Annotated in this window: 22 protein-coding genes and 1 tRNA gene; 11 read left to right on the top strand and 12 right to left on the bottom strand. The window is 64.9% G+C overall.

Annotated features, from left to right (window positions below; translation table 11 throughout):
- Positions 1-47 precede the first annotated feature (47 nt).
- The 3 genes from lon (at position 48) to F464_RS0124345 (ending at position 3056) form a co-directional block, all read left to right on the top strand.
- Positions 48-2468, top strand: a complete 2421-nt coding sequence (lon, locus tag F464_RS0124355; RefSeq protein ID WP_026296290.1) for an endopeptidase La — start codon at positions 48-50, stop codon at positions 2466-2468.
- 201 nt (positions 2469-2669) lie between these two features.
- Positions 2670-2942 carry an HU family DNA-binding protein gene (locus F464_RS0124350; protein ID WP_018992470.1) on the top strand — a complete coding sequence of 91 codons (273 nt, stop codon included), beginning with the start codon at positions 2670-2672 and terminating at the stop codon, positions 2940-2942.
- 38 nt (positions 2943-2980) lie between these two features.
- A tRNA-Val gene (locus F464_RS0124345) sits at positions 2981-3056 on the top strand.
- An 85-nt stretch (positions 3057-3141) separates the two neighbouring features.
- Here F464_RS0124345 and alkB read toward each other — a convergent pair.
- On the bottom strand, positions 3142-3795 hold the full coding sequence (alkB, locus tag F464_RS0124340) for a DNA oxidative demethylase AlkB (RefSeq protein WP_026296289.1): 654 nt from the start codon (positions 3793-3795) through the stop codon (positions 3142-3144).
- A gap of 77 nt (positions 3796-3872) precedes the next feature.
- Complete coding sequence (locus tag F464_RS31185) at positions 3873-4040, bottom strand: hypothetical protein (protein WP_018992468.1); 168 nt, start codon at positions 4038-4040, stop codon at positions 3873-3875.
- 280 nt (positions 4041-4320) lie between these two features.
- On the opposite strand from F464_RS31185, the gene def reads away from it, so the two are divergent.
- On the top strand, positions 4321-4860 hold the full coding sequence (gene def, locus F464_RS0124330) for a peptide deformylase (RefSeq protein ID WP_026296288.1): 540 nt from the start codon (positions 4321-4323) through the stop codon (positions 4858-4860).
- Positions 4861-4996: 136 nt separating this feature from the next.
- On the opposite strand, the gene F464_RS0124325 is transcribed toward def, so the two are convergent.
- The 4 genes from F464_RS0124325 to F464_RS0124310 form a co-directional block, all read right to left on the bottom strand.
- Entirely contained in the window at positions 4997-5392 is a 396-nt protein-coding gene (locus F464_RS0124325) for a c-type cytochrome (protein ID WP_018992466.1), read from the bottom strand.
- Positions 5389-5979 (bottom strand): ferritin-like domain-containing protein, encoded by a 591-nt coding sequence (locus tag F464_RS0124320; protein WP_018992465.1) that lies wholly within the window; start codon positions 5977-5979, stop codon positions 5389-5391. Before F464_RS0124320 ends, F464_RS0124325 begins: the two co-directional genes overlap by 4 nt.
- Positions 5980-5990: 11 nt before the next feature.
- Positions 5991-6707: an RNA polymerase sigma factor gene (locus tag F464_RS29480; protein ID WP_018992464.1), complete on the bottom strand. Its 717-nt coding sequence runs from the start codon at positions 6705-6707 to the stop codon at positions 5991-5993.
- Positions 6708-6913: 206 nt separating this feature from the next.
- On the bottom strand, positions 6914-7561 hold the full coding sequence (locus F464_RS0124310) for a TetR/AcrR family transcriptional regulator (protein WP_018992463.1): 648 nt from the start codon (positions 7559-7561) through the stop codon (positions 6914-6916).
- Positions 7562-7684: 123 nt separating this feature from the next.
- Between F464_RS0124310 and F464_RS0124305 the strand changes: the two genes are divergently transcribed.
- The 3 genes from F464_RS0124305 to adeC are packed head-to-tail and all read left to right on the top strand — an operon-like array spanning position 7685 to position 13469.
- Positions 7685-8896, top strand: a complete 1212-nt coding sequence (locus tag F464_RS0124305; RefSeq protein ID WP_018992462.1) for an efflux RND transporter periplasmic adaptor subunit — start codon at positions 7685-7687, stop codon at positions 8894-8896.
- Positions 8897-8907: 11 nt separating this feature from the next.
- Positions 8908-12075, top strand: a complete 3168-nt coding sequence (locus F464_RS0124300) for an efflux RND transporter permease subunit (RefSeq protein WP_018992461.1) — start codon at positions 8908-8910, stop codon at positions 12073-12075.
- Positions 12075-13469, top strand: coding sequence for an AdeC/AdeK/OprM family multidrug efflux complex outer membrane factor (adeC, locus tag F464_RS0124295; RefSeq protein WP_018992460.1), 1395 nt, complete (start codon positions 12075-12077; stop codon positions 13467-13469). Before F464_RS0124300 ends, adeC begins: the two co-directional genes overlap by 1 nt.
- Before the next feature lie 115 nt (positions 13470-13584).
- Here the strand turns inward: adeC and F464_RS0124290 are convergent, their stop codons facing one another.
- On the bottom strand, positions 13585-15909 hold the full coding sequence (locus F464_RS0124290; RefSeq protein WP_018992459.1) for an aldehyde ferredoxin oxidoreductase C-terminal domain-containing protein: 2325 nt from the start codon (positions 15907-15909) through the stop codon (positions 13585-13587).
- Positions 15910-16307: 398 nt separating this feature from the next.
- Here F464_RS0124290 and F464_RS0124285 point away from each other — a divergent pair, with 398 nt between their 5' ends.
- The 4 genes from F464_RS0124285 to F464_RS0124270 all read left to right on the top strand — a co-directional run bounded on the left by F464_RS0124285 (position 16308) and on the right by F464_RS0124270 (position 22932).
- Positions 16308-17798: an AMP-binding protein gene (locus tag F464_RS0124285; protein WP_018992458.1), complete on the top strand. Its 1491-nt coding sequence runs from the start codon at positions 16308-16310 to the stop codon at positions 17796-17798.
- Between the two features lie 112 nt (positions 17799-17910).
- Entirely contained in the window at positions 17911-19302 is a 1392-nt protein-coding gene (locus F464_RS0124280) for an MFS transporter (protein WP_018992457.1), read from the top strand.
- 112 nt (positions 19303-19414) lie between these two features.
- Complete coding sequence (locus F464_RS0124275; RefSeq protein WP_018992456.1) at positions 19415-21568, top strand: PAS domain S-box protein; 2154 nt, start codon at positions 19415-19417, stop codon at positions 21566-21568.
- On the top strand, positions 21565-22932 hold the full coding sequence (locus F464_RS0124270; RefSeq protein WP_018992455.1) for a sigma-54-dependent transcriptional regulator: 1368 nt from the start codon (positions 21565-21567) through the stop codon (positions 22930-22932). The genes F464_RS0124275 and F464_RS0124270 overlap by 4 nt, the downstream gene beginning before the upstream one ends.
- A gap of 16 nt (positions 22933-22948) precedes the next feature.
- Here F464_RS0124270 and F464_RS0124265 read toward each other — a convergent pair whose 3' ends face one another.
- From F464_RS0124265 to F464_RS31175, 5 genes are all read right to left on the bottom strand, one after another.
- Entirely contained in the window at positions 22949-23377 is a 429-nt protein-coding gene (locus F464_RS0124265) for a MarR family winged helix-turn-helix transcriptional regulator (protein WP_018992454.1), read from the bottom strand.
- Between the two features lie 152 nt (positions 23378-23529).
- Positions 23530-23886, bottom strand: a complete 357-nt coding sequence (locus F464_RS0124260) for a gamma-glutamylcyclotransferase family protein (RefSeq protein WP_018992453.1) — start codon at positions 23884-23886, stop codon at positions 23530-23532.
- 123 nt (positions 23887-24009) lie between these two features.
- Positions 24010-24705 carry a hypothetical protein gene (locus F464_RS31180; RefSeq protein WP_198292338.1) on the bottom strand — a complete coding sequence of 232 codons (696 nt, stop codon included), beginning with the start codon at positions 24703-24705 and terminating at the stop codon, positions 24010-24012.
- 136 nt (positions 24706-24841) lie between these two features.
- The gene (locus tag F464_RS0124255) at positions 24842-25663 is read right to left on the bottom strand and encodes an aspartate/glutamate racemase family protein (protein WP_018992452.1); all 822 of its coding nucleotides are present in this window, start codon (positions 25661-25663) and stop codon (positions 24842-24844) included.
- Positions 25664-25983: hypothetical protein (locus F464_RS31175; RefSeq protein WP_198292337.1), on the bottom strand; the 320-nt coding region annotated here is incomplete at its 5' end.

The following is a 25983-nucleotide window of genomic DNA, read 5'->3' as shown; positions in this document are numbered from 1 at the left end:
CGGGCCCCCATGTGGGCCTGACCAGTCCTTTCGAGGTAAAAACAATCATGTCAGGCCCGCTTGACCTCCCCCACGAGCAAATGGAACTGCCGCTGTTGCCGCTGCGCGACGTGGTCGTGTTCCCGCACATGGTGATTCCGCTATTCGTGGGTCGCCCGAAGTCGATCAAGGCCCTCGAGAACGCCATGGAGGCGGGCAAGGGCATCCTCCTGGTGGCGCAGAAATCCGCCGCGAAGGACGAGCCTTCGGCCGAGGACCTCTACGAGATCGGTTGCATTGCCAACATCCTGCAGATGCTCAAGCTGCCCGACGGCACCATCAAGGTGCTCGTCGAGGGCGTGCAGCGGGCGCGTGTCGATTCGGTCGAGGATCTGCGCACCGTGTTTGTGGCCAAGGTCACGCCGGTGCCTGTTCCCGAGACCGACAACAACGAACTCGAAGCGATGCGCCGTGCGATCATCGCCCAGTTCGACCAGTACGTTAAGCTGAACAAGAAGATCCCGCCGGAGATCCTTGCGTCGCTGTCCGGGATCGACGATGCCGGTCGGCTTGCGGATACCATTGCCGCCCACCTGCCGCTCAAGCTCGAGCAGAAGCAGGAGGTGCTGGAGATGGCCGATACCGGCGATCGTCTGGAACGCCTGCTGTCGCAGTTAGAGACCGAACTCGACATCCTGCAGGTCGAAAAGCGCATCCGTGGCCGCGTCAAGCGCCAGATGGAGAAGAGCCAGCGCGAGTACTACCTGAACGAGCAGGTCAAGGCGATCCAGAAGGAACTCGGGGAAGGCGAGGAAGGCGCCGACCTCGAGGAGATGGACAAGAAGATCAAGGCCGCGGGCATGCCCAAGGAGGCACTCGCGAAGGCTCAGGCGGAGTTCAAGAAGCTGCGCCTGATGTCGCCGATGTCGGCCGAAGCGACCGTCGTGCGCAATTACATCGACACGCTGGTCGGTTTGCCGTGGAAGAAGAAGTCGCGTGTGAGCAGGGACCTCGCCGAGGCTGAGAAGATCCTCGACAAGGACCACTACGGCCTCGAGCGCGTGAAGGAACGCATCCTCGAATACCTCGCGGTCCAGCAGCGGGTCGACAAGGTCAAGGCGCCAATCCTGTGCCTCGTCGGCCCTCCGGGGGTCGGCAAGACCTCGCTCGGCCAGTCGATTGCGAAGTCGACGAACCGCAAGTTCATCCGCATGGCGCTGGGTGGCGTGCGTGACGAGGCCGAGATCCGTGGCCACCGCCGCACTTACATCGGTTCGATGCCGGGCAAGATTCTGCAGAACATGAACAAGGTCGGGGTGAAGAACCCGCTGTTCCTGCTCGACGAGGTCGACAAGCTCGGCATGGATTTCCGCGGGGATCCGAGTTCGGCGCTGCTCGAAGTGCTCGACCCGGAGCAGAACCATACGTTCCAGGACCACTATATCGAGGTCGATTTCGACCTGTCGGACGTGATGTTCGTGGCGACGGCGAACACCCTCAACATCCCCGCGGCGCTGCTCGACCGGATGGAGGTGATCCGCCTGTCCGGCTACACCGAGGACGAGAAGGTCAATATCGCGCTGCGCTATCTGCTGCCGAAGCAGATGAAGAACAACGGGTTGAAGCGCGACGAGCTGTCCGTGACCGAGGAAGCGTTGCGCGACGTGTGCCGCTACTACACCCGCGAGGCGGGCGTGCGCAGCATGGAGCGCGAGATCTCGAAGATCTGCCGCAAGGTGGTGAAGGCGCTGGTGCTGAAGAAGCGCACCAGCAAGGTCGTCGTCAATGCGAAAAATCTCGACAAGTACCTGGGCGTGCGCAGGTACTCCTTCGGTATGGCGGAGAAGGAAAACCAGATCGGCCAGGTGACAGGTCTGGCATGGACCGAGGTGGGCGGCGAGCTCCTGACGGTAGAGGCGGTTGCGCTGCCCGGCAAGGGCAAGGTCATGACGACCGGCAAGCTCGGCGAGGTGATGCAGGAGTCCATCCAGGCGGCGCTGTCCGTGGTACGCAAGCGTTCGCGCTCGCTGGGCATTCAGGAAGACTTCTATCAGAAGAGCGACATCCACATCCATCTGCCGGAAGGCGCAATTCCCAAGGATGGTCCGTCGGCGGGTATTGCGATCTGTTGCGCACTGGTGTCGGTGCTCTCGGGCATTCCGGTGCGTTGCGACGTCGCGATGACCGGGGAAATCACGCTCCGCGGCGAGGTGCTGCCGATCGGCGGTCTCAAGGAGAAGCTGCTGGCAGCGGTGCGCGGCGGAATCCGCGTGGCGCTGATTCCGGAAGAGAACGTCAAGGATCTCGCGGAAATCCCCGAGAACATCAAGAATACGCTCGAGCTGATCCCGGTGCGCTGGATCGATCAGGTGCTCGAACACGCGCTCGAGCGCACGCCCGAGCCTCTGCCGGATGCCGTGGTGGAGGAAACTCCGCCGGCGGAATCCGCTGAAGGCAGCGCAACGGGCAAGACCGTCCGCGCGCATTGAGCCGGGGGAAAGAGCCCCCGGGTCCCGCGTCGATACGCGCTGCAGTGATGTAAAACGCTGCAGCGCGTATTGACACCCTGGAATACCGCGCGATATAAAGTCCGTGCTTCTCGCAACGCATTTGGAATCGCCCTGAATGCGGCACCAGCTGAGGGTTTGCGCATTTCGGGTTATCGCTCTCATATCCAGAAGGGGACTTAAGTGAACAAATCCGAACTGATCGACCAAATCGCCTCGGGAGCAGAATTGTCGAAGGCGGCCGCAGGCAAGGCGCTCGATGCCGCGATTGCGGCGGTCAAGGGCGCGCTTCAGACGGGCGACTCCGTGACCCTCGTCGGATTCGGTACCTTCCATGTTGGCGAGCGTGCCGCACGCACGGGCCGCAACCCGCGTACGGGCAAGAACATCAAGATCAAGGCAGCGAAGGTTCCCAAGTTCAGGGCTGGCAAGGCTCTGAAAGATGCAGTAAACTAAGCGACTTTGCTGGAACGGGCTAAGCACCCGTCCGGTACGGGTGCTTAGCTCAGTTGGTAGAGCGTCGCCCTTACAAGGCGAATGTCGGCGGTTCGACCCCGTCAGCACCCACCAGGAACACCTGCCACCACGTGGCAAGCAGTACCAGAAACCCGCACAGCTTAAGGCTCTGCGGGTTTTTTTCTGTCTGGCGATGCGGTCAGGCGGCCTTGCGGAAGGTCAGATTGATGCGCTGGCGGCCGAGCAGGGCGTGGGTGCCTTCCCGGATGGGAAGGATGCCGTGAAAGCGCAGTCTCGACGGTCCGCCCCATACGACCACGTCGCCATGCACGAGCGCGATTCGGTCGCTGGGGTCGCTGCGCTTCTGGCCGCCAAAGAGGAAAATTGCCGGCAGGCCGAGCGATACCGAGACGATGGGCGCGGTGAGATCCTGCTCGTCGCGGTCCTGGTGCAGGGACATGCGGGTGCCGGGTTCGTAGCGGTTGATGAGGCAGGCGTCGGGAAGGAAGCCGGGAAAACCGGCGTCGGCTGCGGCGTCGGCAGCGAGGTCGAGGAAGATTCCGGGCATGGGCGGCCAGGGGGCGCCAGTGTCCGGATCAGACGGCTCGTAGCGATAGCCCCGGCGGTCGGAGATCCAGCCGAACGGGCCGCAGTTGGTCATGGCAGCGGACATGTGCTGGCCCCCCGGGGTCTGCATGTGGCGGAATGGGGTGCGGGCGGTGATTTCCTCGATCGCGGCAACGAGCCCTTCTGCGCGCCGGCGGGCGAAGCCGCGCAGGAGGATCGCGCCAGGTGCCAATTCTTCGCGGCCAGGCGAGGGTAGGTCGCAGTCTTGGAAGAGATCAAGCGTCATGCTGCCGATCCGCGCCGAGTTTGAGGGAGGGGCTGGCGTCCGGGAGGGGTTCCGGCGCTAGTCGCTGCCCAAAGTTTTCAGTTCGCGCCCATGTTCGTGCCGGGGGCGTCGCAGTTGCGCAAATCGGTGAACCAGCCTGCGAACACGGCCTCGGCGGCCTCTTCGGTTTGTGGATCGCGGTTGCACGTCGTATCGTCGTTGAGGTCGATCACTTCGCAGTCGTACTCGAGATATTCGATTTCCATTTTCTGCTCCTCGCCCGTTCGCACCAATCGGTTCGGACATGAGTGCAGGTTATCGTGCTGCCGCGGCCTGCGCTGCGTCGATAAGCGTGGGGAAAACGGTTTAATTCGGCGCGATCCGGCAGGGTGTTCGACGGCGGCCTGTGGGCTCGGGTTCCGGCCGCCCGCGTGTCGGCCTTGACGTGAATATAGTGCGTCGTACCATTGCGCGCGGCGGACCGCCGGCCGCTCGGCCGGCTTTGGCGGGTCGGTCATATCGAAACCGTTCGGGAGCGCGCAATCCATGGCAGTCAGACACATCCTTCGCATGGGCGATCCGCGCCTGCTGCAAGCGGCCGAACCAGTGCGCGCGTTCGGTACCCGCGAGCTCGGCGCCCTGATCGATGACATGTTCGACACGATGGCTGCCGCCGGCGGTGTCGGACTGGCGGCCCCGCAGATCGGAGTGAGCTTGCAGGTGGTGATCTTCGGGTTCGAGCACAGCGAGCGTTATCCGGATGCGCCCGCCGTACCGCGCACGATCCTCGTGAATCCGGTGATCACACCGCTGGGCGAGGACGAGGAGGAGGGCTGGGAAGGTTGTCTGTCGGTGCCGGGGTTGCGCGGGGTAGTGCCGCGGTACCGGCGTGTCCGCTACGAGGGGCACGCACCGGATGGCAGTCGGGTCGACCGCAGCGTGGAGGGGTTCCATGCGCGAGTCGTGCAGCACGAATGCGATCATCTGGCTGGCGTGCTGTACCCGATGCGCATGCGCGACCTGAGCAGATTCGGCTTTACCGACGTGCTGTTCCCGGATTCGGCGGACGATCCGGGCGCAGAGTGAGGCGCACGAGCGTACCCGTCCGCGGTTGGTTATTAACCTGGCGACTAGATACCGTTCGGGCTTGAGCCTGTCGGCGCCTTGCCGGAATCCCTCCCTTCGACAAGCTCAGGGCGAACGGTGGTACTTGATTGCCGCCTTAATGGCGCCGGCAGTCGGGCGATTCTGTCGTGGCCTGCCGGAGCCAGGCGATCAGGTCGGCCCGTTCGCGTGGGTCGGCGATGCCGGCGTAACCCATCGTCGTGCCGGGCACGGTCCTGCCGGGATTTTTGAGGAATCGGTCGAGCGTCTCTGCGTTCCACGTGAACTTCGCCTGTGCCATCGCGGGTGAGTAGTCGAAGCCCGGCACGCTGCCGGCGCGGCGCCCGAACAGACCGCAATGCTTGGGGCCGGTGCGGTTGTATGCGAGGGCGTGGCAGGCGGTGCAGCGGTCGTAGATGGCCGCGCCGCGCGCCGGGTCGCCGGGAACGCTGGTGCTGGCGGCGGCGATGCTGCACTGCGCCGCGAGCAACGCGACCGCAAGTCCGCACCTCATGCGACAAAGGCCGCTGGAACGGGGTTTTCGCCGAGAGCCTGGCGCAAAATCGCCCAGTGCATCGCTTCGTCGCCAAGAATGCTCGCGGCCGCCTTGGCGAGTTCGCGTTCGCGGAACAGCGGCACTGCTCCGAGATAGGCGCTGACTGCGCCTTTTTCCAGCCCTGCGGCGAAGCCGAGTACGTCCGCCTGCGTCTTCAGTTGGTCGGTCGGGAATTCATAGCGGGCCTTCGCCTCGGTCGGGGTGCCGCCAAGCTTGCGGACCGTCTTGGCGAGGACGTCGGCGTGTTCCTTGTGCTGGCCCTGGAACTGCAACGCGAGATCCAGGGCCGGTTTCTGCAGCAGGCCGCTTCCGGCGCCCACGCCATAGGCGGCGATGGCTTCGAGTTCCGCGCCCAGCGCGGTGTTAAGGATGCGGACGTCCGACTGGGTGTCGGCGCCCTTTTTCTTGCCATATTCCGCCGCGAGGGCAGGACGCCCGGCGAGCAGGGCGACGGCGCTGGCCGAGAGCAGTGCGCCAGATCCGAGGATGAAACGCCGCCGGCCGATGTCCTCGAGGGCGGCAAAAGGGTTTATCCGGGCAATCATGGCGATCTCCTTCAGTCGGTTGATGCCTCCCCGCGAACGGGGAGGGTGGGGGAGACGGTGGGCGTCAGACCGAGACGTGTACATACGCGTGCAACGATGCGGTCGCAGCGCTCCCCGTCGAAGCTGAATACGTCCTCGAGCAGCGTGCCGAGGTGTTGGCCGAGCGCTTCCCGCAGTTGTGCCCGGGCACGCAGGAAGCGGACCTTGGCGTTGCCTGCGGAGATGCCGAGCACTGCGGCCGTTTCGTCGACGCTGAGTCCTTCGACGGCGCGCAGCATGAATACCGTGCGATGGGCGTCGGGCAGGTGGTCGATCGACGATTCGATGACGCGGCGCAGTTCTGCCCGCATGGCCTGCGTTTCGGGCGTTTGCACGATCTCGTCGTTGCCGAGGTCGGGCAGGGTGTCGAGGTCGGTACCGCCATCGCCGGACGGCCGGCGTGCGCGCCGGTGCGCGAGGGCCTGGTTCACGACGATGCGCGTGAGCCAGGTGGAGAGGCGGGATTCGCCGCGGAAGCCATGCAGGGCGCGGTGCGCTTCGATGTATCCGTCCTGCACGGCGTCCTCGGCTTCGGCGTCGTCGCGCAGGATGCTGCGCGCGACGCGGAACAGGCGGCGATTGTGCTGGCGCATCAAGCGCTCGAAGGCGAGGGCATCGCCTGCGAGGATGCCTTCGATCAGTGCGTTATCCGATTCGGCGGTGGTTCCGGTGCGTGCGACGGTTGTCATGGAGTGCTCCCGTTTTGCCAATTAGAGGGAGCGCGCCGCGCAAAGGTTACAGTCCGGCGCGCGCGCCCGGCTTCATCAGAAACGATGCACGGCAGCATCCTCGCGGTGACCGGCACGCGTGAACAAGGGAGGGGTGCGGCGGGACGGGTTGCCGTGCGGGTCGGTGAGGGGCGACCCGCGGGCGGTGGGGGCGAAGAACGGCCGGGTCAGGGCGTGTGGTCCAGCAGGTTGCGCAGGGCGTTCTGGAATAGGGGAATCACGATGCTGCGGTCGATGTCCTGATTGCGGATCGTCCGGATCTGCAGGCCCTCGAACATCGCCACGAACACCTCGACCATTGCGGCGAGCGTGGTGTCGTCGTCGTCGTGGCCGGCTGCATGGCGCATGTCGCGCATCGTCAGCATGAGGCTTTCACGGCAGACCTGGTCCGCCGTGCGCACGATTTCGGCGACGTGGGGGTTGCGCGAGGCTTCGGCGACGATTTCCAGCTTCAGGCCCGCAGTCAGCGGGTCCAGACACTGGTCGATGCCTTCGGCCACGCGGGCGAGCATCGCTTCGCGCACATTGCACGCAGACCTGATTTCCGCCGTAAGGACGAGAAAACGTTCCAGGTCGCTCGCAACGATGGCCGAGATGATCGCTTCCTTGTTTTCGAAGTAGTGATAGATGTGCCCGGGGCTCATGCCGGCCGCCTTCGAGATCTGCGAAATGCTCGCGCCATGGAATCCGTGTTGACGGAAGCAGTCGACGGCGGCGGCAAGAATCTGGGCGCGGCGCACTTCGGCGCGTGAATGTTCGACGGGTTCGGGGCACATCTGGCGATTCTCGTAGTCGTAATGCGTTTGCGGCAACATTGATCTGCGGTCTAGGCTAACATGGAATGAGCGTTCGATCTAGAATGTCCATTCTAATTCTGGCACAATGAATTCCGTTCTGCGGACCGCGACCGGCAGTCCGCGATGATTTCGAGGCGAAACATGCATAGAAACCCCAGCCTGCGCTTCAACGTACTGATCACAATGGTCGTTGGCGCATTCCTAGTGGCCGCCTGCAGCGGCGGCAAGTCGCAGCCGGCAGGCCCCGCTGCGGGGCAGGGAGCGCCCGCCGTGACGGTGGTTTCGGTACGCACCGAAGCGGTTCCGCTGACGTCCGAGTTGCCGGGTCGGACGGCACCCTACCTGATCGCCGAGTTGCGGCCGCAGGTCGGGGGTATCGTCAAGCAGCGCCTGTTCACGGAAGGTAGCGAGGTGAAGGCCGGGCAGGTCCTGTACCAGATCGATCCGGCGACTTATCAGGCCGCGTACGACAGCGCCAAGGCGAGCTTCGCCCGCGCCGAGGCGAACGTGCACGCGGCGCGCTTGAAGGCGGAGCGCTATGCGCAGCTGGTCGGCATCGAGGCGGTCAGCAAGCAGGCCAATGACGATGCGGCGGCCGAACTCAAGCAGGCGCAGGCCGAAGTGGCGAGTGCGAAGGCAGCGGTCGACAAGGCGAAGATCGACGTCGAATTCACCCGCGTGAATTCGCCGATCAGCGGACGCATCGGTCGTTCGACCGTGACGCCGGGCGCGCTGGTGACGGCCAATCAGGCTGCGGCCTTGGCGACGGTGCAGAAGCTCGATCCGATTTATGTTGATGTCACGCAATCGAGTGCGGAACTGCTGAAATTGCGGCGCGAACTTGCCGACGGTCGGTTGAAGCGAGTCGGCGGCGATGCGGTTCCGGTCAAGCTGGTGCTGGAGGACGGCTCGCTGTATGGCAGCGAGGGCAAGCTGGAATTTTCGGAAATCACCGTCGATCAGGGCACCGGCAGCGTGACCTTGCGCGCGGTGTTCCCGAATCCGAAGGGCGAGCTCCTGCCGGGCATGTATGTGCGTGCGCGCCTCGCCCAGGGGGTGAACAGCGACGCGATCCTCGTGCCGCATGCGGCCTTGAGCCGTGATGCGCGCGGCAACGCGACGGTGATGGTTGTCAATGGGGAGAGCAAGGTCGAGGCGCGCATCGTCACGACGGGGCAATCGCAGGGGGACGCCTGGGTGGTGACGCAGGGTCTGGCTGCAGGCGAGCGCGTGATCGTCGAGGGCTTGCAGAAGGTGCGTCCGGGCGCGGCCGTGCAGGCCCAGGAAGCCGGTGCGGCGGGCTCGTCCGCACCCGCGCCTGCAGCGGCGCCCGCAGCCGCTGCGGCCAAGTGAGGTAGCGGACGATGGCACGTTTCTTCATCGACCGACCCATCTTCGCGTGGGTCATCGCGATCGTGATCATGCTCTTCGGCGCGCTGTCGATCCTGCGCCTGCCGGTGGCGCAGTATCCGTCGATCGCACCGCCGACCGTGGTCATCAACGCGACCTATCCCGGCGCTTCGGCAAAGACGGTGCAGGACTCCGTCACCCAGGTCATCGAGCAGAAGATGACCGGCCTCGACGGACTGCTGTACATGAGTTCGTCGTCGGACTCCTTCGGCCGCGCGACCATCACGCTGACCTTCGATGCGGGCACGAACCCCGACATCGCTCAGGTGCAGGTGCAGAACAAGCTGCAGCTCGCGTTGCCGCTGGTGCCGCAGGCGGTGCAGCAGCAGGGGGTACAGGTTGCCAAGTCGACGCGCAACTTCCTGATGGTCATGGGTTTTGTGTCCTCGGACAACAGCATGGACCGGGCCGACCTGTCGGACTTTCTGGTCTCGAGCGTGCAGGATCCGCTGTCGCGCGTGACCGGTGTCGGCGAGGTGCAGGTGTTCGGTGCGCAGTACGCGATGCGCGTGTGGCTGGATCCGGCCAAGCTCAACAATTACCACTTGACGCCGGGTGACGTTCAGGCGGCGATCCGCACGCAGAACGCGCAGGTTTCGGCCGGCCAGCTCGGCGGTGTGCCTGCGGTGTCGGGGCAGGGCTACACGGCGACGATCACCGCGCAGAACCGCCTGGAGTCGGTCTCGCAGTTCGAGAGGATCCTGCTGCGCAGCTCGGCGCAGGGCGGCGAGGTGCGCCTCAAGGACGTCGCGCGCATCGAGATCGGTGCGGAGAACTACGGCATCGTCGGCCGCTTCAACGGCAAGCCGGCGGCGGGCATCGGCGTGAAGCTGGCGGCGGGCTCGAACGCGCTCGAGACCGCGGCCGCGGTGCGGGCGAAGATCGAACAGATGAAGCCGTACTTCCCGGCGGGCATCGAGGTCGTGGTGCCATACGACACCACGCCGTTCGTGAAGATTTCGATCCAGGGCGTGGTGCAGACGCTGATCGAGGCGATCGCGCTGGTGTTCCTCGTGATGTATCTGTTCCTGCAGAACTTCCGTGCGACGATCATTCCGACGATCGCGGTGCCGGTGGTGCTGCTCGGGACATTCGGCGTGATGGCGGCGGCGGGTTTCTCGATCAACACGCTGACGATGTTCGGCCTGGTCCTGGCGATCGGCCTGCTCGTGGATGATGCGATCGTGGTCGTCGAGAACGTCGAGCGCGTGATGAGCGAGGAGGGACTGTCGCCCAAGGAGGCGACGAAGAAGTCGATGGGGCAGATCACCGGGGCGCTGGTCGGCATCGGCCTCGTGCTGTCTGCGGTGTTCATCCCGATGGCGTTCTTCGGCGGGTCGACGGGCGTGATCTATCGCCAGTTCTCGATCACGATCGCGGCGGCGATGGGCTTGTCGGTGCTGGTGGCGATCGTGTTCACGCCGGCGCTGTGCGCGACGATGCTCAAGCCGGTGGAAAAGGGCCATGAGCACGGGGAGGGCGGCATCTTCGGACGCTTCTTCCACTGGTTCAACGTGATGTTCGCACGCAATACGCACCGCTATGAATCGGCGGTCGGACGCATCCTGCATCGCGGCTTCCGCTATCTGGCGATCTACGTCGCGATCATCGTGGTGCTGGGCCTGATGTTCGCCCGCATGCCGACTTCCTTCCTGCCGGAGGAGGATCAGGGCGTGATGTTCACGCAGGTCACGCTGCCGGCCGGCGCGACGCAGGAGCGCACGGTCGAAGTGCTGAAGAAGGTCGAGAAGCACTTCCTCGAGACCGAGAAGGACAGCGTGCGCACCATCTTCACCGCGGCCGGCTTCAGCTTCGGGGGCAGCGGCCAGAACATGGGTCTGGGCTTCGTCGGCATGCGCGACTGGGGCGAGCGGCGTGAGCCTGGGCGCGACGTGAAGTCGGTGGCCGGGCGGGCGATGGGTGCGTTCTCTCAGATCCGGGAGGCGATGGTATTCGCCTTCGTTCCGCCGGCGGTGCTGGAGCTGGGCACCTCGAACGGCTTCAACCTGATGCTGCAGGACCGTGCGGGCCTCGGCCATGATGTGCTGGTCGGCGCCCGCAACCAGTTCCTGGGGCTTGCGGCGCAGGACAAGCGGCTGGTTGCCGTGCGCCCCAACGGCCAGGACGACGTCGCGGAGTATCAGCTCGACATCGACCACGCGAAGGCGGGGGCGCTGGGAGTATCGATCGCGGACGTCAATGACACGCTGAACACCGCGTGGGGTGGCGTGTATGTGAACGATTTCATCGACCGGGGCCGCATCAAGCGTGTGTACGTGCAGGCCGATGCGCCCGCGCGGATGACGCCGGAAGATCTCGGCAAGTGGTACGTGCGCAACAAGCAGGGCGCGATGGTGCCGCTGTCGGCCTTCACGACGGCGAACTGGGTGTATGGCTCGCCGCGGCTCGAGCGTTACAACGGCCAGCCGTCGATCGAAATACTTGGTCAGGCGGCACCCGGCCTGTCCTCGGGTGATGCGATGGCTGCGGTCGAGGAGATCATGGCCAAGCTGCCGGCGGGGATTGGCTACGAATGGACCGGCACGTCCTACGAGGAGCGCCGCTCCGGGGCGCAGGCGCCGGCCCTCTATGCGTTGTCGCTGCTGGTGGTGTTCCTGTGCCTTGCTGCGCTGTACGAGAGCTGGTCGGTGCCGTTCGCGGTGATGCTGGTGGTTCCGCTCGGCGTGCTGGGCGCGGTCCTGGCGGCGAGCGGACGCGGGCTGTCGAACGACGTGTATTTCCAGGTCGGCCTGCTGGCGACCATCGGCCTGTCGGCGAAGAATGCGATCCTGATCGTGGAGTTCGCGAAGGCGCAGATGGAGAAGGAGGGCAAGGAGCTGATCGCGGCGACGCTGGAGGCCGTGCGCATGCGGCTGCGGCCGATCCTGATGACCTCGCTGGCGTTCGGCCTGGGCGTGCTGCCGCTCGCCAAGGCGACCGGGGCGGGCGCGGGCAGCCAGAACGCGATCGGTACCGGCGTGCTCGGCGGCACGATCGCGGCGACCGTGCTGGGCATCTTCTTCATTCCGTTGTTCTACGTCGCGATCAAGCGCATTTTCAAGAGCAAGGTTCAGGACGAGGTGTCCGCGTCCGATGCGCCGGCCGTGCAGGAGGCAAAGTGATGACTGAATTGCGTACCCTGGTCGTCGCGATGGCCGCCACGCTGGCGGGCGCCTGCTCGCTGATCCCCGCCTACGAGCGCCCCGCCACGCCGGTTCCGGCGGTGTTCCCGGATGCGCCCGCGAGCGCTGCAAGCGCAAGCGGGGCGCCGGCATGGCGTGATTATTTCGCCGACGCGCGCCTGCGCGAACTCGTCGAGCTGGCGCTCGCGAACAATCGCGACCTGCGCATCTCCGCACTCAACATCGAGCGTGCGCGGGCGCAATACGGCATCCAGCGCGCGGACCTGTTCCCGTCGATCTCGGCGAACGGCGGTCAGACCGCGCAGCGGGTGCCGGCCGATCTGAGCCGGACCGGCGAAGCGGGCACGACGCGGCAATACAGCGCGACGGTGGGTTTCTCGGCCTACGAACTCGATTTCTTCGGCCGCATCCGCAGCCTGAACGAGCAGGCGCTGGAGCAGTACCTGGGCACCGAGGAGGCCCGACGCAGCGCTCAGATCAGCCTCGTCGCGGAAGTTGCCAATGCCTGGTTGCGGCTCGCGGCGGATCGTGAGCGGCAGACGCTGGCGAACAACACGCTGGCGACGCGCCAGAAGTCCTACGAGCTGACGAAGCGCAGCTTCGACGTGGGGGCGACCTCGGCGCTGGACCTGCGCCAGGCGCAGACGCTGCTCGAAGGGGCGCGCGCCGATGCGGCACGCTACACATCGCTCGTCGCGCAGGACAGGAATGCGCTGGCGCTGGTCGTCGGGGCGGAGATCCCGGCCGGGCTGCTGCCGCAGGGCTTCGCAGAGTCGATCACGTCGGTGGCCGAGCTGCCGGCGGGGGTGCCGTCGGAGGTGCTGACGCGCCGTCCGGACATCCTGCAGACCGAGCGCCAGCTGCGTGCGGCGAACGCCAGCATCGGCGCGGCGCGCGCGGCCTTCTTCCCGCGCATCACGTTGACTGCTGCGGCGGGTACGGCGAGCAGCACGCTCGACGGGCTGTTCGAGGCGGGATCGGGGACCTGGAGTTTCGTGCCGCAGATTTCGCTGCCGATCTTCGAGGCGGGACGGCTCACGGCGAACCTTGAGGCGACCAAGGTGCAGCGGGAGATCGCGGTGGCGCAGTACGAGAAGGCGATCCAGTCGGCGTTCCGCGAAGTGGCCGACGCGCTCGCCGACCGTGCGACGCTGGCCGAGCAACTGGATGCGCGGCGCAAGCTGGTCGAGGCGACCGAGGCGAGCTTCAAGCTTTCGGAAGCGCGCTACAAGGCGGGCATCGACAGCTACTTCGGCCTGCTGGATGCGCAGCGCAGCCTGTACGCGGCCGAGCTGGACCTCATCGCGGTGCGCCAGTCGGATGCTGCCAACCGCATCGCGCTTTACAAGGCGCTGGGCGGGGGCTGGCAGTAGGAAGGGTGCGCGGAAATAGCCGTGCAAACGACAAACGGCGGACGAGAGGATCGTCCGCCGTTTTCATTTCGTCCTGCGCGGATGGTGAAAGGATTCCCCGTCCGTGTTCCCGCGCTCAGCCTCCGGCGATGATCGGTACGAAGGCCACGCGATCGCCGTGGTGCAGGGCGGTATCGCGCTCGCCTGCGAGGACCATGTGGCCGTTGACCGCGACGTTCCACGAGTGGTCGTTGAGCGCTTCGCGGGCTTCGGGCAGGCGGCGGGCGAGTGCGTCGCGCAGTGCGATGACGTTCGCGACGGGTTCGTCGATCACGATCGCCTTTTCCGGCGCACCGGGCAGCGGGTGCGGCAGTTCCACGCGCACCGCGAAGCCGGTGGTGGCGCCGGCGAGTTGCTCGTGCCAGTCGGCCTTGGGCACGCCTTCCGCGTTGAGGCCGGTGACTTCGTAGAAGCGCGCCTTCATCGCTTCGAACTCCTTGCGGTCGACTTTCTCGCCCTTGAAGGGGCCGACCTCGATCTCCTCGTCGAACCAGCGCTTCGGCAGTGTGTCGTCCTTGCCGCGCAGGCCGAGGCGGAAGTTGATCATCCGCTCCAGTCCGGTGATGTTGCGGCCGATCTCGTTCAGTTGTTCGCCGCTGAACTCGAGCGCAGTCGCCGTCGAAAGCTGGGTCGCGAAGTCGCCGCAGTCCGGGGTCGTCGGTGAGTTGAACAGTTTGGTGTTGAAGCGGCACATGCCTACCGAGTCGCCGACCGCGAAGGTGTTCTCGCAGCGGCGCACGGCGAACTCCTTGCCTTCGTAGCGGTTCGGCTCGGGCGCGACGGAGCCGCCGTAGAGTTCTGTCTTGAACGCGGCGTCGTCGTTGATGCGGGCGTTGATCTCCAGCGTGACGCGGTTGCGCAGGTGGTCCATGCCGCGCGTGGCGACTGACAGGCCCAGCGCGAAGGCCTTGAGGATGCGGGCGTCGTGCGGGTCGGACTGGAACAGGCCCTTCACCGCCATGCGGTAGTTCAGGGCTTCGGCCGGATACTTGCCGCGCTCGACGGCGCGTGCGGAGTCGGCAATGGTGTCGCCGAAGCCTTCGCGTTTCGCGGTCATGAAGAGGAGCTTCTCGACCGTGTCGTAGTTGCCCCACGACAGGTCGAGCCCGCCGGTGTGGCTCGCGTCGATGATGCCGCGCTGCCACAGCTCCATTGCCCAGGAGATCGCGCTGCCGGTCGAGGCCGAGTCGAGGCCGAGGTCGTTGAGGATGTTGTTCAGGCGCAGGATGTGCTCCGGCTCCTTCAGGCCGATCATCGGGCCGAACTTGCCGACGGTGACGTACTCGGGGCCGTCGCCCTTGTCGTACTGGTCGAACTTGCCGTCGCCGCGGATGCCGTTGTAGGTGCGCTCCTTGCCGTGCTCGACGTCGGCCTGCGCCTTGTCGTAGCTGGCGTTGCCCTTCAGGCCCTTGAGCGCGGCCGAGCCCCAGCCGCCCTTGCCCTCGGGGGTCATGTCGTTGAGGTTGCGGCAATGCACCGGGCACTTGAAGCAGCCGTCCATGCCGGGGCGGTAGGGGTCGAAGTTGTCGGCGTCGAGCGTCTCGTGCCACGCGGTTTTCTGGTTGTTCATCGTGCCCAGCGCGCCCAGCACGCGCGAGGGCTTGTACAGGAAGGGCGTGCCGACCTGCTTGAGGGCGTTCTTGATCACCGAGGTCGAGGTGATCTTCTTGCCGATCACCTTGTTGTGCGCCTTGAGCTCGGCGACCTTCGGGGCTTCATCCGGCTTGCCGTGCACCATGATGGCCTTCAGGTGCAGCGAACCCATCTTCGCGCCGCCGCCGCCGCGCGCCCAGATCGCCTTGATGCCGCCCATGATGCCGCTGCACAGCGCGAGGTTCTCCCCGGCAGTGGTGATGCGGGCGAGGGCCATGTCCTTGCGCTCGGTGCATTCGAAGTCGCGTTCGATCGCGCCGGGAAGGTCGAGGTTGTCGAGGCCGACGTAGGGTGTCGCGTCGATGAACTGCACTTCTTCATGTGCGATGCGCAGCAGCGTCCATTGCGCAGCCAGGCCGTACAGCACGATGTGGTCGTAGCCGTGGCGCTTGACGAAGGACGGGAAGTAATCGCCGCCGTTGGTGTCGAGGATCGCGTCGCTCTCGGGCGAGCGGCTGGTGAAGTTGCCGCGGGTGGCGGCGGGCATGTCGCCGGTGAGGGTGCCGGCGCCGAAGATCAGGGGGACTTCGGGGTCGAGGGCTTCGCGTCCGTCCTGCAGCAGGTTGTACAGCAGATACATATTCGCGCCGCGCCCGCCGAGGTAGGTGCGCAGCACGTCGACCGGCAGGTACTTGCGCTGCGTTTCGCGCTTCTCGAGGTCGACGAACAGCACGGCACCCTGGGTCTCGTATTGCGGGGTGTCGTGCATGCGCGCACACAGTTGTTCGACCTTGTCCCTGATCCCCATCGTCGTCTCCTGTTTTCCTGTTGGCTGGATGTAGTGTGGCGATAAAACAGTTTGAAGTCAAACAAAAAGGCGCGGGGTTTTTTGCCGGGTGGCGGTGCGCGCGATCGTCGGAGCGAAAACGCGCGGCTGTACCAGCGGATTCGCAGCCGCTGTCAGGTGCTGCGCGCGATGCGGTGCCGGCGACGTGGAGAAGTCGTCTGCCGGGGTTGTTTCGTGCACTGCAAGATAATTTGATATCCATCAAAATCGATGCAGAAAATGGCCGTCGTGTATTGTTCCGGTCCTCGCACGAGCCTATCGTGCGCAAAAATTCGGTCACTCTTCGGCGCAACTCGAGTTTCACCGGACGACTACACGGGTCCCTGTCGGGAAACCCTCCTCAACGTGGAGAAGTGCGAATGAATGCTGCTGAAATCCTGCTGTCGGCGGGCGCGGATGCCGCGATTGCCATCGAATGCGATGAACGGCGCGTGAGCTACGCCGAGCTGCGGGAGCGCGTGCGGCGCGCGGCGGGGGCGTGGCAAGCCCTGGGACTGGCTGTGGGCGAGCGCGTGGTCGTGTTCGCGCCCGACAGCGACGACTGGGCCGAGGCCTACCTCGGCGCGATCTGGGCTGGCGGCGTGGTTATCGGCGTCAATCCGCGGCTGTCCATGGCGGAGCTGACACCCATCCTGAAGGAATGCGAGGCACGCTTCGTGTGGTGCGAGCCGGCGCAGTCCGTGGAACTGCAGGGGCTGGTCGCGACGCTCCCCGGTGCTCCCGCGGTGGTCGGCAGCGGCGTTGCGGACCGCGACTGGACGCAGGCGCTCACCTGTGCGGAAGGGATCGAACCCATGCAACTCGATGCCGAAGCGCCGGCCCTGTGGATCGGCACCTCCGGCACGACGGGCACGCCCAAGGGGGTGATCCACGTGCAGCGCGTGGTCGTGAATGCCCATTCCTTCGCCTGTAATCTCGCCGGGCTGACGTCCGCGGACCGCCTGTACGCAACGTCCAAGCTGTTCTTCGCCTACGCGCTCGGCAACAGCCTGTTCGCGGGGCTGCGCGCGGGGGCGACGGTGATCCTGGACCGCGAATGGCCGACGGCCGAGCGCGTCGAGGAGAGGGTCGCGAAACATCGCCCGACGCTGCTTTTCAGCGTGCCTACGCTGTACAACAAGATGCTGCAGACGGGTGTGGCGGCGCGGCTGGCGGATCGCGGCATCCGCCACTTCGTGTCGGCCGGCGAGGCGCTGCCGCTCGCGATACGCCAGGGTTGGCGCGAGCAGACCGGATGCGGGCTGATCAGCGGCTACGGCACCTCCGAGACGCTGTGCCTGATGCTCTACAGCGACGACGACTCGGGCCTGATGCGCCCGACGCCGCTGACCGAGGTGCGCTTCAATCCGGACGTCGATGCGGATCTGCCGCAGCGGATCTGGGTGCGCCACACGACGGTCGCGGTCGGCTACTGGAAGCGGCCCGATGCACAGGTCGATTTCGACAGCGGCTGGTTCTCGCCCGGCGACATGTTCCTGCGCCACCCCGACGGCGCGCTGGAATACGCGGGCCGCAATGACGACATGCTCAAGATCGCGGGCCAATGGGTGAGTACCCTGTGGGTCGAGCAGGCGCTGTCGGCACATTGCGGCGAAGCGCTGCAGCAGATTGCCGCGGTCGGCGTCGATTCGGCCGACGGCCTGACGGCGCTGGCGGTGCTCGTCGTGGCGGCGCCGGGGCGCTGGGCCGAGGCACGCCAGCGACTGGAGGAAGGTATCGCCGCATTGCCCGGCCATCGACGCCCGCGCTGGGTGCATTGGCTGGATGCCCTGCCGCTGACCCCAACGGGGAAGCTGCAGCGGGGACGGCTGCGCGCGTTGCATGAGCGCCACGCTGCTGCTGCCGCCTGACGAACCGGATCGGGCGGCCCCATCCGGGGCTGACCCACCTGAAGCAAAGAGAGGCTGTCGAGGGAAGGCCACCCCGCAGCCGCTAAACCATCCGGCCACCGAGGAGACAACCGTGTCCACCAATAACGCCGTCGACGTCCAGTCCTTCATAGACCACGAGCCCTTTTCCGCCTTCCAGTGGCTCATCTTCGTCCTGTGCTTCCTGATCGTGCTGCTGGACGGTTTCGACACTGCGGCGATCGGGTACATCGCGCCCTCGCTCATTCAGGAATGGGGTGTCACCAAACCGGACCTGGCGCCGGTGCTGAGCGCGGCACTGTTCGGGCTTGCGGGCGGGGCGCTGTTGTCGGGCCCGCTGGCGGACCGCCTGGGACGCAGGCTGGTGCTGAACGTGGCGGTGCTGGTGTTCGCAGCCGCGAGCCTGGTGTCGGCATTTGCATCGGATCTGCAGGTTCTCACGGTCCTGCGCTTCCTGACGGGAATCGGCCTGGGTGCGGCGATGCCCAACGCGGTCACGCTCATCAGCGAATACTCTCCGTCAAAGCGTCGGGCCCTGATCACCACGGCGATGTTCTCCGGTTTTCCCCTTGGTGCTGCGTTTGGCGGCTTCCTGGCGGCGTGGATGATCCCGCACTTCGGCTGGCGTAGCGTGCTGGTGCTTGGCGGCATCGCTCCCATCGTGCTGGTTGCGGTGATGCTGGTCTGGTTGCCGGAATCGGTGCGTTACCTGGTGGCGAAGGGGCTGCCGACGGAGCGTATCCGTGCCGTGCTCGGGCGCATCTCCGCCGCTGCAGCGCATGCCTCATCCTTCCGCCTTACCGAGACCGTTGCCGTTGCCGATGGAAAGAGCGGCCTGGGCGTGGTGCTGTCACGCTCCCGCATCGTCGGCTCGGTGATGCTGTGGCTTGCCTATTTCATGGGCCTGGTGATCTTCTACGCGCTGATCAACTGGATGCCCATCCTGTTCAAGGATGCCGGCCTCGATCCCAAGACGGCCACATTGATCTCCGCCCTGTTCCCCCTCGGCGGTTGCGCGGCGGTGTTCGTCGGCTGGCTGATGGACCGCTTCAACGGCAATCGCATCGTCGCCATCGCCTATGCGCTCACCGCAGTGTCGGTGTTTGCGATCGGGCAGACGGTGGGCAACGTCGGGGCGCTGGTGGTCGTGGTGTTCCTCGCCGGCACCATGATGAACGCCGCGCAGGTGTCGATGCCGGCGCTCGCTGCCACGTTCTATCCGACGCAGGGGCGTGCCACTGGTGTTGCGTGGATGCTCGGTATCGGCCGTTTCGGCGGCATTGCCGGCTCCTTCCTGGTGGCCGAACTCGCGCGCCGCAAACTCGGGTTCAGCGAGGTGTTCATGGTCGTCGCGATTCCCGGCCTGCTCGCCATGACTGCCCTGGTCGTCAAGCAGTTCTTCCACCCGGAAACCGCCCCGGAGCAGGGCGAGGCACCGGCAGGCGATGCGTTGTATCTCAAGGAGCAGGTGCAGGGCGCCCACTGAGCGTGCCCTGCGGTATCGCGAATGGTTCCGGTCCGGCTTCCGCCCCATGCGGCGGTGCGGGACCGGATAATCGGGATATGATCGGAACCTGAGTCGTCAGGACCGGGACAAGATGCGCGCCGATCAGCTGGATTTCTACTCCCTGGTGGAGTTCGCGCCCGACAGCGGGGCGATACAGTTCAGCGGTCGGCGCGCGATCCTGCTGCACACCGACGCGATGGGTGCGCTGCGCAAGGAACTGGTCGAGACGCTCGGCGCAGACATCGCGAAGGTAATTCTCACTCGCTACGGTTTCAGCTGCGGCTTCGAGGACGCGGGCCTGCTGCCGGGGTTCATGCATCCCGACACGCTGGAGGAGTTCGTCCGCGGCGGGCCGCGCGTGCATATGTTCTCGGGCATCGCGGAGGTCGAGACGCGCAGCGTCGAGGTCGACCGCGAGCGCGGGCATTACCGCATGAGCGGCAACTGGCGCAATTCCTACGAGGCCGAGCAGCACCTGCGGCTCTTCGGACAGTCCGGCGAGGCAGTGTGCTGGACGCTTGCCGGCTACGCGTCGGGCTTCGCGTCCTACGTGTTCCAGACCGACATGATCTGCGTCGAGCACGAATGCGAGGGGCGCGGCGACGCGCACTGCTCGTGGACGCTGATGAATGCCGCGGACTGTGCGCCGGAATTCGAAGGTCTGCGCAAGTACTTCCAGCCCCTCAACATCAAGGACCGCATCAACGTCCTCGAAGGCAAGGTGTACGAGCGCACGCGCGAGCTGGAAGCGTCCGAGCAGCGTTACCGCAACCTCATCGAGGACCTGCCCGAGATGGTGTTCGCGCTGCACGTCTCGGGCCGCATGCTGCAGCTCAACAAGGCAGGGCGGACGCGGCTGGGCATCACGCCGGAACAGCTGCCGAACATGCGCCTGCGCGACCTCGTCCAGCCCGAATACCGCGTGGCGGCGTCGAACTTCCTCAAGAGCATCGCCAGCGCGCGGGCAGCCACGCGGCTCGACGTCGTGATGCGCGATGCTGCAGGGCAGCCCGTGCCGATGCGGCTGCAGGTCGAGCCGGTGTTCAAGGACGACAAGATCGTCGGCTACAGCGGACTCGCCATCGACATCACCGCGCAGCAGGAGCGCGAGCGCAAGCTCACCGAGTACGCCGCGCGCCTGGAAAACCGCGAGCAGCAGATCCAGGACATCATCAACGACGCCGTGTATGTCCTCGATCTCCACGGGCGCTTCAGCTTCGTCAACGCACGCATGGCCGAACTGCTGGGCGTGCCCGCGGATCGCGCCATCGGCCGCAGTTGCGCCGAGCTGATGCTGCATTCCTCGGCCTTGCGCGTGGAGCGCGATTTCCGCCGGCGTCTGGCGGGGGAGGGGGCACCGCCTTTCGAGATCATGCTCGCGCCGGGCGGCGCATCGAACCGCCTGCTGGAGGTCAGCTCGGCGGTGCTGTCGACCGGCGGGCGGCCCGAAGGCGTGATCGGCGTCGCGCGGGACATCACGGCACGCCGCGAGATGGAACGCCAGCTCGCGCAGGCCAACCGCCTCAGTGCGCTCGGGCAGTTCGCGTCGGGCATCGCGCACGAGATCAACAACCCGCTCGGCCTCGTCTCCGGCTTTGCCGAGGAATTGCAGGCGCTGATGGAATCGATTCCGGGAGCGCAGTCGAACCCGGACTTCGACATCCTGCGCCAGGGGCTCACCACCATCCAGGAACAGGCGCAGCGCTGCAAGGCCATCACCGACAACCTGCTGCTGTTCTCGCGCAAGCAGGCCGTTCCGCTGGAAGTCGTCGATGTCGCGATGCTCGTGCGCGAGCGCCTGGATTCGTATCGCGAGCTCGGGCTGACTCGCGGCCTCGACGTCGAGTTGCGCGCGGAAGGGCCGCTGCCGACGGTCGCGACCAATCCCACTCTGTTGGACCAGGTCCTGCGCAACCTCGTGAAGAACGCCCGTGACGCGATGGACGGCCGCGGCCGGATCCTGGTCACGCTGCGCCCGTCGGGGGCCACAGTGGAGCTCGACGTGCTCGACGAAGGCCCGGGGCTGGCGTCGGGCGTCATAGACCACGTGTTCGATCCCTTCTTCACCACCAAGGCCCCCGGGCGCGGTACGGGGCTGGGGCTGTCGATCTGCTACGGGATCATGTCCGAACTGGGCGGGCGCATCGAATGCGGCAACCGTCCCGAAGGCGGCGCGTGGTTCCGCATCCATCTTCCCGTCGACGAGGTGGGCGCCGACGGGGGCATCGAGGCAAGACTGCAATGAAAGGGCACATCCTCATCGTCGATGACGAAGCGCTGTACCGCCAGCTCCTCACCAGCCGCCTCGGCCGCGCCGGCTACCGGCTGAGCGAGGCGGCGGACGGCGAGGCGGCGCTCGAATGTGCGCAGCACGGCGGCGTCGATCTCGCGCTGGTGGATATCAAGATGCCCGGCATCGACGGCATCGAGGTCCTCAAGCGCCTCAAACAGCTCGACCCCCAGGTCGAAGTCGTGATCCTCACCGGCCACGGCAACGTCGACAGCGCCATCTCGGCGATGAAACTGGGCGCCTTCGACTACCTCTCCAAGCCGTACAAGCTCACCGAACTCGACATCGTCGTCGAACGCGCGCTGGAAAAGCGCATGCTCGCGCGCCGCTGCGCCGCCCTCAGCGCCGAGGTCGCCCTGCTGCGCGGTTCCGACGACACCGCCGTCATCGGCCGCAGCGCCGCGTGGCAGCGCACGCTGGAGCTCGTGCGCAAGGCCGCGCCGCTCGACCTGCCCGTCCTCGTCACCGGCGAGAGCGGGGCCGGCAAGGAGATCGTCGCCAGCCTGCTGCACCGCTGGAGCCCGCGCGCCGCCGAAGCCTACGTGCCGCTCAACTGCGGCCTGCTCGACGACGACCTCGTCGAAAGCGAGCTCTTCGGCCACAAGCGCGGCGCTTTTTCCGGCGCGACGGCGGACAAGGAAGGGCTCTTCCAGGTTGCCAGCGCCGGCACGCTGTTTCTCGACGAAATCGGCGAACTCCCCGCCGCCTGCCAGGCCAAGCTGCTGCGCGTGCTCGACTCCGGCGAATTCCGCCAGCTCGGCGCCACCGCGCTGCGTCGCACCGAGGCGCGCGTCGTTGCCGCCACGCACCGCGACCTCGACGCGCTCGTCGCCGAAGGCAAATTCCGCCACGACCTGCTGTACCGCCTCAACGTCGTGCATATCCCGGTGCCGCCGCTGCGCGAGCGCGTCGAGGACATCCCGCTGCTGGTGGACCACCTCATACGCCGCAGCGCACGCACCGCCGCGCCGCCCCAGCTCACGCCGGCCGCGCTCGCGCGCCTGTGCGCCTACCGCTGGCCCGGCAACGTGCGCGAACTGCGCAACGCCATCGAACGCCTCGTCGCGTTCGGCGATCGCCACAGCATCGACGAAGACAGCGTGTGCGCAATGCTGCGCCTGCCGCTCGAAAATCCCGCCCCGCAACCGTCGCCCGAGCGTGCCTTCACCGGAATCGTGCCCCTGGAACAGGTCGAGCGCGACTACGTGACCTGGGTGCTGGAGCAGCTTGGCGGCAATGTCAGCGCCGCCGCACAGGCACTCGGCGTCTCGCGCTCCACCGTCTATCGTGTGCTGCGCTCGACTGCTGCCGTGAGTTAGCGGAAGGGGAGCTCGCTCACTCCGTCGCGAGGTTGCGGCAGATGCGCTCGAGCAGCGCGATCGTCTGCGCCCGCTCCGCTTCGGTCATGCCCGCCAACGCCTTTTCCCGCACCGCGACGCCCACCTCCGCGATGATCTCGAGTTGCGGCCGCGCCGATTCGGTCAGGTACAGCCGGTGCGCGCGCCGGTCGGCCGGATCGGGCCGCCGCTCGACCAGGCCCTCGCTTGTGAGTTGGTCGATCATCCGCACCAAGGTCATCGGCTGGATCTCCAGCAGTTCCGCCAGGGCCACCTGCCGAATGCCCTCGTTACGCTCCAGGTGGATCAGCACCCGCGCCCGCGCGAGCGTCAGCGGGCTGTCGTGAAGCGTCGCGACAAACGAGTGCCGCATCTGTCGGGCGGCATCGGCAAGCAGGAGGGTGAAGCTGATTTCGCTGAGGGCCACGAGAAGGTAGTCGTGATAATAAGTACTGCTGATTATAAACCGACATGTCGGCTCGTGAAGCGCCGCCTCCTTGCACGGAGCGCAGGATCAGGCCGCGTCGCGAGGAAGCGCGTGGAAGGTCGGCAAGCCGAAGCCGAACACAAACATCCACCTCAACGACGACGCGCCCGCCCACAACTGGCATCGACGTAGACCCAAGCAGTGCCGCCGGATGCCAGTGGCGCGGCAACCCTCTCGTAGGCCGAAACCTCATAGGCATCAGCCTGCTCCAGCTCCTGGTCCGTGATCTCAAACACGGTGCCTGAAACTCGTGCATCGGCGGTGCCCGTGTACCGGACGATGGGATGATGCGTCTTTCCGCTGGTACGCACTACCTCCGGGTCGTCGATTGCCACCATGGACTGCTCGTAGCCAACGAGAGCGTCAGGGGTGCCGGAAAGAAGCCGTCCGAAGGTTGCAAGCTGGACGTTTTCCTGTTGCAGGGTGCCGTAGGAGAACAGAAGTGGCATGGGCGGATCCCTATGAAGCGCAGAACCGGGAAATGATCCGCTTCTTCCAGGCAGGCTTCAAGATAAGCAGCCATTTCCTCCGACGGTCGGAGCGCAGCGCAGTTGGGCTGTGGTTAGGTAGATTCATTCTGCCCATTTCTTTGCCTCGTTCAGTTCTTTAAGTACAGACGGATTGCCACGGTATCTTTCCTGAAGGTTGAAAGCGGCCTCTGGCAACCCTGTGCAGAACTCCTCAATCTGTTTGACGATAAACGCTCTTCTTTCTGTTTCTTCTTCTGATCTGCCCTCCGGCCAAGGTTCTTGCCGGAAGTGCTCGCAGAGATCGCCCCGTTTCAAAAATTCCGCGACGTCCTTCGGTACGTCCTCAGCAGCGAGCGCTGGATTCAGCAGTATTGGCATTAGAACGACGAGCGTTCGCGGTGCCATCCTATGCATCCGTGCTCCGCATGTGAAAAGCGCCGCGAACGAGCAGGTCGCCGAAGATTGCAAACGCGGCAGCAAGGACAGAAAGTATGTGGTGAGCCCCACTGAAGTGACGCCACCCGCAACTGAGAAATTGCGATTCGGGTTGGCGGCAGAGTAAAGAACCGCAAATGTTCCGCCCTTTTCGACGCATTTCCAGAGGCGCTTGCTGACGCCACGACTCACCTCGACTCTTTCGCCGCGTGGCAAGACCAACCAATATTCGACGATGTAGTCGCTGTCACCATTCGCCACGAGAAACAGCTCTTTCTTCGTGACGTGGCCCACCGCGCAAAGGCCATTTCTTTCAATTTCCGTATCCCCCCAGTAAGCGCTCAAAATTCCCACCGCGCCCAATGAATGTTCCGAGAGTCAGGAACAAGGCGCCCATTATCAGCGCAATTCGCTTGCTGCGACCGATACTGGTGCGATGCATAACGTAAAAGCTCAGTCGACGGAAAAAACGCAGCTTTTTGTCCGCTGGAATGGATTGTCAGACGGCGGGCATGCACTGCTGACAGATAGCAGCAACATGAAGCGCAGTTGTATTGAGGAATGGGACTTCCGAGGCGCCTTCGTTAAGAATCAGCGGTAACTCGGTGCATCCAAGGATCACCGCATCAACTTTCTCACGATTCCGCATATTCGTAATGATGGACAAAAGCTGACGTCGAGTTGCTTCAGTGAAGATGCCTAGTTCAATCTCACTCACGAGCTTTTCGTGAATGTATTGCTGCTCGCAATCGTTCGGTACAACAACGGTTATACCGTCCTTGGCAAACCGATCGCCGAAGAAATTAGATTGCATTGTAAATTTGGTGCCGAGGAGTCCCAGTCTTTTTAGGCCAGCAGCCCTTGCAGATTCGAGCGCGGCTTCGACGATACTGATTAGCGGCAGCGGCGACTGCGCCTGAATTTGATCGAATACGACGTGCGGAGTGTTGGCGGAGATAACGGCGAAGTCCGCGCCTGCGTTCTTGAGGGCGGAAACCTTCTCTGCCAGCCACTGAGCCAATCTATCCCAGCGCTGTTCAGTGACGAGCTTGAATAGATGGGCAATATCGACGCTGTAGATGATGATTTCTGGCGTGGAGAGGCTTTGGTTGTGTTTGTGGAAGAACTCGACAATGCGCTTGTAGTAGTCAACGGTCGCCTCAGGGCCAAGACCGCCAATGATTCCGATTTTTTTCACGAATCCCTCAATCGCTTTTTGATCTGTCTCATAATTATGCTGGATGTGTTTCTGGAGGTCCGGAGTGAAAGTAGGCGGACCGTCAAAAGGCGTCTGCTTTTTGACCGTCCATTTGACTGACATTTAGGCTGCAGCGGTCTCAAGCATTGGCACAGGAAAACCAATAGACATTGAAATCTGCTCCACGGTACCGATCTTGACAGACTTTTCTTTGAATCCGTCACCAATCAGGTCTTTGATGTAGAACTTGTTGACGATCGCGGATTCACAAAGTAAGCGCAACGCCGCCCGAAATAGGAGGGAGAGCTGAGATACTCCTTGCATCCAATTCCCGCCAAGAAAAAGGATGCAACGATGCATAAGTATCACCAGCTCACCCAAGAGGAACGATACAGCATGACGGCCTTGATGCGCAGCGGCTGTTCGCAGGCAGAGATCGCGCG

Origin of the sequence: Aromatoleum toluclasticum ATCC 700605 (assembly GCF_000378245.1) — a bacterium.
Taxonomy (GTDB): domain Bacteria; phylum Pseudomonadota; class Gammaproteobacteria; order Burkholderiales; family Rhodocyclaceae; genus Aromatoleum; species Aromatoleum toluclasticum.
This window is presented reverse-complemented; position numbering and strand designations above follow the sequence as displayed.

Coding starts and splice junctions, on each gene's coding strand:
- lon (WP_026296290.1), top strand. CDS start 48: ATGTCAGGCCCGCTTGACCTCCCCCACGAGCAAATGGAACTGCCGCTG.
- alkB (WP_026296289.1), bottom strand. CDS start 3,795: ATGACGCTTGATCTCTTCCAAGACTGCGACCTACCCTCGCCTGGCCGC.
- F464_RS31185 (WP_018992468.1), bottom strand. CDS start 4,040: ATGGAAATCGAATATCTCGAGTACGACTGCGAAGTGATCGACCTCAAC.
- def (WP_026296288.1), top strand. CDS start 4,321: ATGGCAGTCAGACACATCCTTCGCATGGGCGATCCGCGCCTGCTGCAA.
- F464_RS0124325 (WP_018992466.1), bottom strand. CDS start 5,392: ATGAGGTGCGGACTTGCGGTCGCGTTGCTCGCGGCGCAGTGCAGCATC.
- F464_RS0124320 (WP_018992465.1), bottom strand. CDS start 5,979: ATGATTGCCCGGATAAACCCTTTTGCCGCCCTCGAGGACATCGGCCGG.
- F464_RS29480 (WP_018992464.1), bottom strand. CDS start 6,707: ATGACAACCGTCGCACGCACCGGAACCACCGCCGAATCGGATAACGCA.
- F464_RS0124310 (WP_018992463.1), bottom strand. CDS start 7,561: ATGTTGCCGCAAACGCATTACGACTACGAGAATCGCCAGATGTGCCCC.
- F464_RS0124305 (WP_018992462.1), top strand. CDS start 7,685: ATGCATAGAAACCCCAGCCTGCGCTTCAACGTACTGATCACAATGGTC.
- F464_RS0124300 (WP_018992461.1), top strand. CDS start 8,908: ATGGCACGTTTCTTCATCGACCGACCCATCTTCGCGTGGGTCATCGCG.
- adeC (WP_018992460.1), top strand. CDS start 12,075: ATGACTGAATTGCGTACCCTGGTCGTCGCGATGGCCGCCACGCTGGCG.
- F464_RS0124290 (WP_018992459.1), bottom strand. CDS start 15,909: ATGGGGATCAGGGACAAGGTCGAACAACTGTGTGCGCGCATGCACGAC.
- F464_RS0124285 (WP_018992458.1), top strand. CDS start 16,308: ATGAATGCTGCTGAAATCCTGCTGTCGGCGGGCGCGGATGCCGCGATT.
- F464_RS0124275 (WP_018992456.1), top strand. CDS start 19,415: ATGCGCGCCGATCAGCTGGATTTCTACTCCCTGGTGGAGTTCGCGCCC.
- F464_RS0124270 (WP_018992455.1), top strand. CDS start 21,565: ATGAAAGGGCACATCCTCATCGTCGATGACGAAGCGCTGTACCGCCAG.
- F464_RS0124260 (WP_018992453.1), bottom strand. CDS start 23,886: ATGCCACTTCTGTTCTCCTACGGCACCCTGCAACAGGAAAACGTCCAG.
- F464_RS0124255 (WP_018992452.1), bottom strand. CDS start 25,663: ATGTCAGTCAAATGGACGGTCAAAAAGCAGACGCCTTTTGACGGTCCG.